We start from the raw sequence: 12270 nt of genomic DNA, 5'->3' as shown, positions 1-12270 counted from the left end.
GGCACCGCGCGGGCCGGGGGAGTGGCGCGGGGCGGCGGAGAAGACGCGAGGGACGAGGGGGACGGGGACGCCGGAAAGGGACGGGACATGGCACAACACCGCCTGCCGTGAGGAGCCGGGAGCTATTGGGCCCCTTCACCATGCCCGGCCTCGCCCGATCCCGCTGGGCCCTGTGGACGGCCGCCGCCTTGTGGACAACCCGGTCCCCCACACGCGTGCGCATCCGTCCCAGCGCGGCCCCACCAGCCCGCCCGCTACGGCAGCTCGATCCCCAGATCCCAGCCGTCGTGCCCATGTGCGCACAGGCAGTCCCGGTCGGCGTTGTCCGGAAGGCTGCTCACCGCGTCGAAGAGCACCTCGCGCAGCCGCCCGACGTTCTCGCCGAACACCTTCAGCACCTCGCCGTGCGAGACGCCCTCACCCGTCTCCACGCCCGCGTCCAGGTCGGTGACCAGCGTCAACGACGTGTAGCACAGCTCCAGTTCACGGGCGAGCACCGCTTCCGGATGCCCGGTCATCCCGACCACCGACCAGCCCTGCGCGGCGTGCCAGCGCGATTCCGCGCGGGTGGAGAAGCGGGGGCCTTCGACCACGCACATCGTTCCGCCGTCCACCGGCTCCCAGCCGCGTCCGCGTGCTGCCGTCACCGCGGCCTGCCGTCCCACCGGGCAGTACGGGTCGGCGAAGGTCGTGTGCACCACGTTCGGCACCCGCCCGTCCGGGAGCGGCTCACCGTCGAAGTAGGTCTGCGTGCGCCCCTTGGTGCGGTCCACCAGCTGGTCCGGCACCAGCAGCGTCCCCGGGCCGTACTCCGGCCGCAGTCCGCCCACCGCGCAGGGGCCGAACACCTGTCGTGCCCCGACCGCGCGCAGGGCCCACAGGTTGGCGCGGTAGTTGATCCGGTGCGGCGGCAGATGGTGCTTGCGGCCGTGCCGGGGCAGGAAGGCGACCCGCCGTCCCGCGATGTCGCCGAGGAAGAGCGAATCGCTCGGCGAACCATAGGGAGTCTCCACGGTGATCTCGGTCACATCGTCGAGGAAGGCGTAGAACCCCGACCCTCCGATGACCCCTATGTCTGCTGGTGTGCTGCTCGTCTCGGCCATGCGATCACCCTAGCCAGCCGCGACCGACGGCGCCCGGACACACGGCACCCCCGCGGCTTCCCGGGAGGAAACGGCGGGGGCGCGCGGTGCGTGCGAGGTCAGGCGGCCGAGCTGGTGCTGCTCGACGAAGACGACGAAGAAGACGTCGACGAGGAGGACGGCGAAGACGTCGACGACGAGGAAGTCGACGAGGACGACCCCGAGGAGGTGTCCGAGGAGGAAGAGGACGAAGACGACGAGCTCTTCTCCGACGACGAGCCGCCGTCGCTCTTGGACGCGGACTTCGCCGAGCCGCTGCCCGAGCTGCTGGACGAGGAGCGGCTGTCGTTCCGGTAGAAGCCGGAGCCCTTGAAGACGATGCCGACCGCGGAGAACACCTTCTTCAGGCGTCCCTGGCACTCGGGGCACTCCGTGAGCGCGTCGTCGGTGAACTTTTGCACCGCCTCGAGGCCCTCGCCGCACTCGGTGCACTGGTACTGGTAGGTCGGCACGTACTTCCTCCTGGCACTCTCACTCGTTGAGTGCTAACGACGCTCCATAGTGCAGCATTCCGGCCCGCCAGTCCACTGCGGTACGGCACGCGGTGACCTACGCCACGCCATCAGCCGCCGCCGGTGCCCAGCCAGCCTGCCAGCTTGCCGCCCCGGCCGACCGCCCGCAGCCGCTGTTCGGCCGCGTCCCGCACCGGGTCGGTGGCCACCACCAGGAGTTCGTCGCCGCGCCGCAGCACGGTCGAGGGCAGCGGTACGAAGCTGGAGCCGTCGCGGACGACGAGGGTGACCGCGGCCCCCGGCGGCAGCCGCAGCTCGGCGACCTCCACTCCGTGCATCCGGGAGTCCTTGGGGATCGACACGGACAGCAGATGGCCGCGCAGCCGCTCCAGCGGCGCCGACTCGATGCCCAGATCCGCGGTGCCCTCCGCCTCCTCCAGATGCAGCCGGGTGGCGAACCAGGGCAGTGTCGGCCCCTGGATCAGGGTGTAGATGATCACCAGGACGAAGACGATGTTGAAGATCCGGCGGCTGTCGGGCACCTCGCCGACCATGGGGATCGTCGCGAGCACAATGGGCACCGCGCCGCGTAGCCCGGCCCAGGACAGCAGGGCCTTCTCCCGCCAGGCCACCCGGAACGGCGCCGTGCTCACCAGCACCGACAGAGGCCGAGCGACCACGGTCAGCACCAGGCCGACCACGACGGCGGGCCAGATGTCGTCGGCCAGTTCGTGCGGCGTCACCAGCAGTCCGAGCAGGACGAACATGCCGATCTGGGCGAGCCAGCCGAGCCCCTCGGCGAAACCGCGGGTGGCCGGCCAGTGCGGCAGCTTCGCGTTGCCCATGACGAGCGAGGCGAGGTAGACGGCGAGGAAGCCGGAGCCGTGCGCCAGCGCGCCGCCCGCGTAGGCGACGACCGCGATGGCCATCACCGCGATCGGGTACAGACCCGAGGCGGGCAGGGCCACCCGGCGCAGCCCGTACGAGCCGAGCCAGCCGATCGCGAGACCGATGGCGGCGCCGATCGCCAGCTCCAGCACGATCTCGCCGATCAAGAGGTACCAGGCGTCGATCGGGCCCTGGCTGGAGAAGGCGACGACCAGGATCACCACCGGGGCGTCGTTGAAGCCCGATTCGGCCTCCAGAGTGCCGGTGAGCCGCTTGGGCAGCGGCACCTTGCGCAGCACGGAGAAGACCGCCGCCGCGTCCGTGGACGACACCACCGCGCCGATGATCAGCGCCTGCCGCCAGTCCAGCCCCACCACATAGTGCGCCGCCGCCGCGGTGACCCCCACGCTCACCGCGACGCCCGCGGTCGACAGCGCGGCGGCCGTCGGCAGCGCGGGTTTTATTTCTTGCCACTTGGTGCCCAGACCGCCCTCGGCCAGGATCACCACCAGCGCGGCGTAGCCAATGACCTGCGTCAGTTCGGCGTTGTCGAAGGTGACGCCGAGCCCGTCCGTGCCCAGGGCGACGCCCATCCCGAGGTAGAGGAGCAGGGTGGGCAGCCCGCTGCGGGACGACAGCCTTACGGCCGCCACCGCGACGAGCAGGACGAGAGAGCAGACCAGCAGCAGTTCATTGAGGTGGTGGACAGTCAGGGGCCGAACCTTTCTCACGTGAGCGGCGGGACCTTCGGGGACGATGTGAACGGTTCCCGGCCGACCGGAACTTCATTGCCTTACCTAACATTTTACGGGTTCTTGACGCGGGCCTTCCACACGGGCCGCCCTCGGAGGTGGGGGAGACCGGTCCGGTGGCCGGTGGACGGCGTCAGTCATGACTCCGCGTAGGGGTGGCGACAGCGCTGCGCCTATGGTTGCTCCAGCACTCCAGGATCACCCTGCCCCTCGAAGGACAGCGATGCCCGCCAACAAAACCGGCTCTTCTCCCAAGAAGAAGAGCCGACGTCTCCGCCTGATCGTGATCGCAGTCGTGCTGCTGCTCCTGGGGGGCACCGGCTTCGGCACGTACTGGAGTATCAGTACCGTGCGGGCCTCTTTCCCGGAGACCACGGGGTCGCTTCAGCTCAAGGGACTTTCCGATCCCGTCCAGGTCAAGCGCGACGGTCATGGCATACCCCAGATCTACGGGGATTCACCCGAGGATCTGTTCCGCGCCCAGGGCTTCGTCCAGGCCCAGGACCGCTTCTGGGAGATGGACGTCCGCCGTCATATGACGGCCGGTCGGCTCTCGGAGATGTTCGGTTCCAGCCAGGTGGAGACCGATGCGTTCCTGCGCACCATGGGCTGGCGCCGGGTGGCGCAGAAGGAATACGACACCAAGCTGTCGCCGGCGACCAAGAAGTATCTGCGGGCCTACTCGGCCGGGGTCAACGCCTATCTCAAAGACCACGAGGGCAAGGCGCTGTCGGTCGAATACGCGGCGCTGGGCTTCAAGAACGACGGCTACAAGCCCGAGAAGTGGACTCCGGTCGACTCGGTCGCCTGGCTCAAGGCGATGGCCTGGGACCTGCGTGGCAACATGCAGGAAGAGGTGGACCGCGCCCTGGCGTCGAGCCGGCTGAGCGCCAAGCAGATAGAAGAGCTGTACCCGTCGTATCCGTACAGCCGGAACAAGCCGATCGTCCAGGGTGGCGCGCTCAACGAGGCCACCGACGAGTTCGATCCCAAGGCGACGTCGACGGACAGCACGGGCAGCGCGGGTGCGGCCGGCACCGTGAATGGGGCCAACGGGGCCGCCCAGGGCCTCCAGAGCCAGCTCACCTCCATGTCGAAGACCCTGGAGAAGGTTCCGGCGCTGCTGGGCCCCAACGGCAGCGGTATCGGCTCCAACTCGTGGGTCGTCTCCGGGCGGCACACGACCACCGGCAAGCCGCTGCTCGCCAACGATCCGCATCTGGCGCCCCAGCTGCCGTCCGTCTGGTACCAGATGGGCCTCCACTGCAACCAGGTCACCAGCAAGTGCCCGTTCGACACGGCGGGCTACACCTTCTCCGGGATGCCCGGCGTGGTCATAGGCCACAACCAGGACATCAGCTGGGGGATGACCAATCTGGGGGCCGACGTCAGCGACCTGTACCTCCAGAAGGTCACCGCGTCGCACTACCTCTATGACGGCAAGCAGGTCCCGTTCCGCAGCCGTGAGGAGACCATCAAGGTCGCGGGCGGCAAGAGCCGCACGATCACGGTACGCAGCACCGACAACGGGCCCATCGTCTCGGACCGTGACGAGGAGCTGACGAACGTCGGCAAGAGCGCACCGGTCGGCAGCGGGGCCGACGATGTGGCGCCCGACCGCGGCGACGGTTACGCGGTCTCCCTGAAGTGGACCGCGCTGTCCCCGTCCAACAGCATGGACGCGGTCTTCGGGCTGAACCGCGCGCGGAACTTCGACGACTTCCGCAAGGCGGCCCGCGACTTCGCGGTCCCCGCCCAGAACCTCATCTACGCCGACACCAAGGGCAACATCGGCTACCAGGCGCCGGGCAGCATCCCGGTGCGCGCCAAGGGCGACGGCCGCTACCCGGCGCCCGGCTGGGACTCGCGCTACCGGTGGTCGAAGTTCATTCCGCAGTCGGCGCTGCCCTGGGAGTACAACCCCGACCGCGGCTACATCGTCACCGCCAACCAGGCCGTCATAGACAAGAAGAAGTACCCGTACCCGCTGACCGACGACTGGGGATACGGCGCGCGCAGCCAGCGCATCACCGACCTGATCGAATCCAAGATCAAGGATGGCGGGAAGATCTCCACGGACGACATGCAGTCCCTCCAGACGGACAACAGCAGTGAGATCGCCAAGGTGTTGACGCCGTATCTGCTGAAGATCAACGTCAAGGACCCGTTCGTCCGTGAGGCCCAGAAGCTCCTGGAGGGCTGGGACTACACCCAGGACGCCGACTCCTCGGCCGCCGCGTACTTCAACGCCGTCTGGCGCAACACCCTGATGCTCGCCTTCGGCGAGAAGATGCCCAAGGAGCTGCGGGTCAAGGGGCAGTGCCTGCGGGTGCGGCCGGCCGAGGACTCCGGGCCGCTCGAGGACCTGGACGGGAACACCCGGCTGGTGCGCGAATGCGGGACGCGCGATGCCGACCAGGCCCAGCCGGACGGCGGCGACCGCTGGTACGAGGTCGTACGGAAGATCATCAAGGACCCGGGCAACGACTGGTGGAAGACTGCCGGGACCCGCAACCAGCCGGGCGCGGCCAACCGTGACGAGCTGCTCGCCGAGGCCATGAAGGACGCGCGCTCCGAGCTGACCGCCAAGCTGGGCAAGAACATCAACACCTGGAGCTGGGGCCGGCTGCACCGGCTGACGCTGAAGAACCAGACGCTGGGCACCGAGGGCCCGGGTGTCGTCCAGTGGATGCTGAACCGCGGCCCGTGGGACCTCGCGGGCGGCGAGGCGGCGGTCAACGCGACCGGCTGGAACGCGGCGGGCGGCTACGACGTCACCTGGGTGCCGTCGATGCGGATGGTCGTCAACCTGGACAACTTCGACAAGTCGCGGTGGATCAACCTCACCGGCGCCTCCGGCCACGCCTACAACGCGCACTACACGGACCAGACCGAGAAGTGGGCGAAGGGCGAGCTGCTGCTCTGGGCGTTCAGCAAGACCGCGGTGGACAAGTCCACCGACGATCAGCTGGGCCCTCACCTCCTGAAGGCATCCCCTGAGCCAACCACCCGGCGCTTCAGACGGTCCTTCTGCTGGGCTCTTCCCGCTTGCCGCACCGGGGGCGGGAGCCCGCGCACCTTCCGGCCCCGCCGGAGACGCCTTCGGGCGCCTGCGGCGGGGCCGCCGCGTTACCCGGCGGGCGTCAGACGAAGCGGTGCGCCCCCGAGGGCGTCACCGCGGCGTGCACCGGCCGGTCGTGGGGCTCCTCCGGGACCGCGTCCAGCAGCTCGCCGTCGTACAGCAGCACCACCAGCGCGGGGTCGGCCCCGGCCCGCGCCAGCCGGGCCAGCACCCGGTCGTACGAACCGCCGCCGCGCCCCAGCCGCATACCGCGCCGGTCCACCGCGAGCCCCGGCAGCAGGACCGCGTCCGCCTGGGTGACCGCGTCCGGGCCCAGCCGCGGCCCGCCGGGCTCCAGCAGGCCCCGGCCGGCCCGCACCAGTCCGTCCGGGCCCTCGTCCGCGCCCCAGTCGAGGTCGTTGTCCGGCAGCAGGACGGGGAGCAGCACCCGTACGCCCCGCGCGCGCAGCGCGTCCCGGAGCGCGCGTGTAGCGGGTTCGCGCCCCACCGAGACATAGGCCGCCACGGTGTCCGCGCGGGCCAGCTCCGGCAGCTCCAGTGCGCGACACGCCAGTGAGGCTCCGGCTGCCTCGATGTCATCCGCCGTCAACCCGGACCTCATCGTCAGGAGACGTTTCCGCAACGCGGGCTTACTAGCGTCGGTGGTGCTCACTGAGTGCACATACTTCCTGTCTCATGTCATATTCACCGTATCCTCATCAATCGCCTGAAAGGCACCGGATAAGGTTCGGGACATGACTCAATCGCGTACTCGGATCAGCAAGGCTGTCATCCCTGCTGCGGGCCTCGGAACCCGCTTCCTCCCGGCCACCAAGGCCACCCCGAAGGAGATGCTGCCGGTCGTCGACAAGCCGGCGATCCAGTACGTCGTCGAGGAAGCCGTCACCGCCGGCCTGTCCGACGTTCTTATGATCACCGGTCGCAACAAGCGGCCCCTGGAAGACCACTTCGACCGCAACTACGAGCTCGAAGAGGCTCTGACCCGCAAGGGCGACGAGACCCGCCTCGCCCGCGTCCAGGAGTCCAGCGACCTGGCGACCATGCACTACGTCCGGCAGGGCGATCCCAGGGGCCTCGGCCACGCCGTGCTGTGCGCCGCCCCGCACGTAGGTGACCAGCCTTTTGCCGTCCTCCTCGGCGACGACCTCATCGATGCCCGTGACCCGCTCCTGGCCCGGATGGTCGAGGTGCAGGAGCAGCACGGCGGCAGTGTCATCGCCCTGATGGAGGTGGATCCCGCGCAGATCCACCTCTATGGCTGCGCCGCCGTGAAGCCCACCCTGGACGAGGGCGTCGTCCAGGTGACCGGCCTGGTCGAGAAGCCCGACCGGGCCGACGCGCCCAGCTCGTACGCGGTCATCGGCCGCTATGTGCTGGACCCGGCCGTCTTCGACGTGCTGCGCCGCACCGAGCCCGGCCGCGGCGGCGAGATCCAGCTGACCGACGCGCTCCAGGCGCTCGCCGCGGATCCGGACCTCGGAGGCCCGGTGCACGGCGTCGTCTTCAAGGGACGGCGGTACGACACAGGCGACCGTGGCGACTATCTGCGTGCCATTGTCAGACTCGCGTGCGAACGTGAAGACCTGGGCCCGGAGTTCCGGGAATGGCTTCGCAGTTACGTCACCGAGGAGATGTAGCACTTTGAGCAGCACCGCGGCACGGGCCGCCGATCAGGGCACGGGCGAGGGCCGGGAGCGTCACCGGGTCTGGTCGGTGGCCGAGCACCTCGACGACATCCTCGGGCACATCCACCCGCTGGATCCCATCGAGTTGCAGCTGCTGGACGCCCTGGGCTGCGTCCTGGTCGAGGACGTCACCGTGCCCGCAGCCCTCCCGCCCTTCGACAACAGCGCGATGGACGGCTATGCCGTCCGCACGGCCGACGTCGGGGCGGCGACGGGGGAGCACCCCGCGGTGCTGACGGTCGTCGGGGACATCGCGGCGGGCAGCGGCGAGCTGCCCGCCGTCGGCCCCGGCGAGGCCGCCCGGATCATGACCGGCGCCCCGCTGCCGCCCGGCGGCCAGGCCGTCGTCCCGGTCGAGTGGACCGACGGCGGTTTGGACAACGGGCCGGTCAGCGGCATGCCCGCCCGCAGTTCGGATCCGCACGGCGGCAGCGGCCTGGTGCGGGTCTTCCGGCCGGTCCGGGACGGGCAGCATGTGCGCACCCGGGGCAGCGACGCGGGGGCGGGGGAGCTGGCGCTGAGCGCCGGCACGGTCCTCGGGGCGGCACAGATCGGGCTGCTGGCCGCCGTCGGCCGGTCCACGGTCAGGGTCCGGCCGCGACCCCGCGTCGTGGTGCTGTCCACCGGCAGCGAGCTGGTCCAGCCCGGTGAGGAGACCGGACCCGGCCGGATCTACGACTCCAACAGCTACCAGCTCACCGCCGCCGCCCAGGAGGCCGGGGCGATCGCCTACCGGGTGGGCTCGGTCGCCGATGACGCCGAGACGCTGCGCGCCACCGTCGAGGACCAGCTGAGCCGCGCCGACATCGTCGTCACCAGCGGCGGCGTCAGTGTCGGCGCGTACGACGTGGTCAAGGAGGCGATGCACGAGGTCGAGTTCCGGACGGTGGGCATGCAGCCCGGCAAGCCCCAGGGCTTCGGGCGCGTCGGCTCCGACCGGACCCCGCTGCTCGCCCTCCCCGGCAATCCGGTCAGCTCGTATGTCTCCTTCGAGCTGTTCGTCCGGCCGGTGATCCGCACCATGCTGGGCGCCGGCCTGGTCCACCGCACCACAGTGCGGGCGTTCTGTCCGGACGGGATCGCGTCCTCGCCGGAGGGCCGGCGCCAGTTCCTCAGGGGCTGGTACGAGCCGTCGGTGGCGGGCGAGCCGGGCACGGTCGCCCCGGTGGGCGGCGCCGGATCGCATCTGATCAAGGCTCTCGCCCGGGCCAACGCACTGATCGTGATCCCCGAGGACGTGGCCGAGGTCGCCCCCGGGGCCGAGGTAGACGTCGTCCTTCTCGCCTAGCCGGGGCCTACGGCGGGTACGGTGTCGTCGCACAGAGCCACCTGGCCCGGACCGGGAGAACGATGAGCAGCGCCCAGGACCACCTCACCCATCTCGACCCGGCGGGCGCGGCGCGCATGGTCGACGTCTCCGCCAAGGACGTCACCGCGCGCACCGCCCGCGCGAGCGGCCGTGTACTGGTCGCGCCGCGCGTCGTCGAACTGCTCCGCGGCGAGGGCGTCCCCAAGGGCGACGCCCTCGCGACCGCGCGGATCGCGGGCATCATGGGCGCCAAACGCACCCCGGACCTGATCCCGCTGTGCCATCCGCTCGCCGTGTCGGGCGTGAAGGTCGACCTGGCGGTCGCCGACGACGCGGTCGAGATCACCGCCACGGTGAAGACCACCGACCGTACGGGCGTCGAGATGGAGGCCCTGACCGCGGTCTCCGTCGCCGCCCTGACGGTGATCGACATGGTGAAGGCCGTCGACAAGAGCGCGGTCATCACCGACGTGCGGGTGGAGGAGAAGACCGGCGGGAAGTCCGGCGACTGGAGCCGGGAATGACCGCCCCCGCCACCCCTACGGGCCCTGACGCCCCCGATGACGCTCCGCGGTACCGCGCCCTGGTCGTCACGGCCTCCAACCGCGCCGCCGCCGGGGTCTACCCGGACAAGGGCGGCCCGCTGATCGCCGAGGGGCTGACCGCGCTCGGCTTCGCGGTCGACGGCCCGCGCGTGGTCCGCGACGGCGACCCGGTGGAGGCCGCGCTGCGGGATGCGGTGGCCGCCTCGTACGACGTCGTCGTGTCCACCGGCGGCACCGGCCTGACCCCGATGGACCGCACCCCCGAGGTCACCCGCCGGGTCCTGGACTACGAGATCCCCGGCATCGCGGAGGCCATCCGCGCCGAAGGGCTCGCGAAGGTGCCCACAGCGGCGCTTTCCCGGGGCCTGGCCGGGGTCGCCGGGACGACCCTGATCGTCAACCTGCCCGGCTCGACCGGCGGCGTCCGCGACGGTCTCGCGGTGCTCGGGCGGCTCCTGACGCACGCGGTCGACCAGATCCACGGCGGCGACCACCCCCGGCCCGCCGGCACTGCCGATGCCGCCCGTCCCGCAGCCGATGCCGCCGGTCCCGCCGGTCCCGCCGGGAGCGCGAGCTGAACGCGCCCTGGCCGGTCGTGCTGGCGGATGGAGACACGATCCTGCGCCCCATAAAGCTGCGCGACCAGCGCGCCTGGCGCGAGGTCAACCAGCGCAACCGGGAGTGGCTGCGGCCCTGGGAGGCGACCATTCCGCCGCCCGCGCCCGGCGGCCCCGTCACCCAGCGGCCCACCTACCGGCAGATGGTGCGCCATCTGCGGGCCGAGGCGCACGGCGGGCGGATGCTGCCGTTCGTCATCGAGTACCAGGGGCGGCTGGCCGGGCAGTTGACGGTCGCCGGGATCACCTGGGGCTCGATGTGCTCGGGCCACATCGGCTACTGGGTCGATCAGGCGGTGGCCGGTCGCGGCGTCATGCCGACCGCGGTCGCGCTCGCCACCGACCACTGCTTCCGCACCGTCGGACTGCACCGCATCGAGGTGTGCATCCGTCCGGAGAACCTGCCGAGCCGCCGGGTGGTGGAGAAACTCGGATTCCGCGAAGAGGGGCTGCGGCCGCGCTATCTGCACATCGACGGCGCATGGCGCGACCATCTGGTCTTCGCGCTCACCGTGGAGGAGCTGTCGGAGGGGCTGCTCTCCCGGTGGCACCGGACCCGACCAGGGGCATCGCAGAAATAAAAACTCTGTTCGATTACATTCGACACATTCCCGGCCTGGTCATCCCAACAATCACAAAAAACTTTCGAGATATCAGCCAGATCGTGCGACACACCGCGCCAATTGGCAGATGGCCTCATGCGGACCCCTCTACCGTGTGAGCGTGAGCAGCAGTGGCCTCATCTACGCAGTCATCGTCGGGGCCTGGGCCGCCTATTTGGTGCCGATGTGGCTCCGTAGGCAGGACGAGCTCAATGAGGCCCGTCCGACGGAACGCTTCAGCACCGCCATCCGGCTGCTGTCCGGACGGGCGGGCATGGAGCGCCGTTACGCCAAGGGGCTTGAGGACCGAGAGCGCCCGGGGACCCCGGACGACCCGGCGGTACGAACCGCCCCGGACCCGGCGCCGTCCGCCGCCCCCGACGCCGGGGGGCGCTCCGGCGATCCTGAGCGCTTCTCCGCCGATCCGGAAGCCGTCACCGACGCGGTCGACGTCCGGGCCTTCGCTGAACCCGTGACCTTGCTCGCGCCCGCGCCCGGCGATCCGGACGGGCCGCCGATGGGCGACGGGGCCGCGGCCCCGGCCGCTCCGGCCGGCGGCCTCAGCGCGCTGGAGCGCGGGCGGCGTGCGCGGGTGCTTGCGCGCCGTCGCCGCACCACCGTGATCCTCTTCGTCACCTTCACCCTCGGCGCGATCGTCGCGGCGGTCGGCGGTCTCGCCTTCCTGTGGGCCCCGGCCCTTCCGGCCATACTGCTCAGCGCGTACATCGCGTATCTGCGCGCCCAGGAGCGCCGCCGCTTCGCCTTCACCATGGACCAGCGCCGCGCCGAGCAGGCCGCGCAGCGGCTGCGGGAGCGCCGCCCGCGCAGCCATCCGCCCGCCGACGGCCCCGCTGCCGACGACGGCCCCGCCGACCCGCCCGCACCCACCGAGGCCGAGTCCGCCGCCCCGTCCGCTTCCCCGCACGCGGCCGGGCGCCGCGCCCTGGTCGAACAGACCGACCACGCGGAGTGGGTGGACCAGGAGCGCGAGCGCGAGCGCGGCCCCGCCGCCGGGGACGGCTGGGAGCCGGTGCCGGTCCCGCTGCCGACGTACGTCACGGCGCCTGTCGCCCCCCGCGCGACCGGCAGCGTCTACCTGGCCGCCCCCGATGCCTGGAGCTCCGCCCGCTCCAGCACCGTCGACCCCGCCCCGGGCCACGACCCGGCGCCACCCGCCGAGCCCGACGCCGGACAGG

9 protein-coding genes and 2 pseudogenes are annotated in these 12270 nt (G+C 71.0%); 7 read left to right on the top strand and 4 right to left on the bottom strand.

The genetic code is table 11. The features are described from left to right. Nucleotides 1–254 precede the first annotated feature (254 nt). From SSOG_RS17515 to SSOG_RS17505, 3 genes are all read right to left on the bottom strand, one after another. Nucleotides 255–1103, bottom strand: coding sequence for an S-methyl-5'-thioadenosine phosphorylase (locus SSOG_RS17515; protein ID WP_009715573.1), 849 nt, complete (start codon nt 1101–1103; stop codon nt 255–257). 98 nt (nt 1104–1201) lie between these two features. After that, the gene (locus SSOG_RS48540) at nt 1202–1594 is read right to left on the bottom strand and encodes an FmdB family zinc ribbon protein (protein WP_078510332.1); all 393 of its coding nucleotides are present in this window, start codon (nt 1592–1594) and stop codon (nt 1202–1204) included. A gap of 110 nt (nt 1595–1704) precedes the next feature. Continuing rightward, nucleotides 1705–3213: a potassium/proton antiporter gene (locus SSOG_RS17505; protein WP_009715571.1), complete on the bottom strand. Its 1509-nt coding sequence runs from the start codon at nt 3211–3213 to the stop codon at nt 1705–1707. Between the two features lie 244 nt (nt 3214–3457). Between SSOG_RS17505 and SSOG_RS17500 the strand changes: the two are divergent. Then, nucleotides 3458–6205, top strand: a pseudogene (locus tag SSOG_RS17500) (penicillin acylase family protein); the annotation flags it as partial. A 172-nt stretch (nt 6206–6377) separates the two neighbouring features. Here the strand turns inward: SSOG_RS17500 and SSOG_RS17495 are convergent. Then, nucleotides 6378–6917: a 5-formyltetrahydrofolate cyclo-ligase gene (locus tag SSOG_RS17495; RefSeq protein ID WP_245606610.1), complete on the bottom strand. Its 540-nt coding sequence runs from the start codon at nt 6915–6917 to the stop codon at nt 6378–6380. A 133-nt stretch (nt 6918–7050) separates the two neighbouring features. Here SSOG_RS17495 and galU point away from each other — a divergent pair, with 133 nt between their 5' ends. The 6 genes and pseudogenes from galU to sepX all read left to right on the top strand — a co-directional run. After that, complete coding sequence (gene galU, locus SSOG_RS17490; protein ID WP_009715568.1) at nt 7051–7953, top strand: UTP--glucose-1-phosphate uridylyltransferase GalU; 903 nt, start codon at nt 7051–7053, stop codon at nt 7951–7953. 4 nt (nt 7954–7957) lie between these two features. After that, a complete protein-coding gene (gene glp / locus SSOG_RS17485) occupies nt 7958–9289 on the top strand; it encodes a molybdotransferase-like divisome protein Glp (RefSeq protein ID WP_009715567.1) in 1332 nt (443 codons plus the stop codon). Between the two features lie 62 nt (nt 9290–9351). After that, a complete protein-coding gene (gene moaC, locus SSOG_RS17480; protein WP_039937917.1) occupies nt 9352–9834 on the top strand; it encodes a cyclic pyranopterin monophosphate synthase MoaC in 483 nt (160 codons plus the stop codon). Then, nucleotides 9831–10433 carry a MogA/MoaB family molybdenum cofactor biosynthesis protein gene (locus SSOG_RS17475; protein WP_009715565.1) on the top strand — a complete coding sequence of 201 codons (603 nt, stop codon included), beginning with the start codon at nt 9831–9833 and terminating at the stop codon, nt 10431–10433. Before moaC ends, SSOG_RS17475 begins: the two co-directional genes overlap by 4 nt. Beyond that, nucleotides 10430–11053: a GNAT family N-acetyltransferase gene (locus tag SSOG_RS17470; RefSeq protein ID WP_009715564.1), complete on the top strand. Its 624-nt coding sequence runs from the start codon at nt 10430–10432 to the stop codon at nt 11051–11053. Before SSOG_RS17475 ends, SSOG_RS17470 begins: the two co-directional genes overlap by 4 nt. Nucleotides 11054–11195: 142 nt before the next feature. Next, nucleotides 11196–12270: pseudogene (gene sepX, locus SSOG_RS17465) on the top strand (divisome protein SepX/GlpR); the annotation flags it as partial.

The sequence above is a fragment of the Streptomyces himastatinicus ATCC 53653 genome, from assembly GCF_000158915.1.
Taxonomy (GTDB): Bacteria; Actinomycetota; Actinomycetes; order Streptomycetales; family Streptomycetaceae; genus Streptomyces; species Streptomyces himastatinicus.
This window is presented reverse-complemented; position numbering and strand designations above follow the sequence as displayed.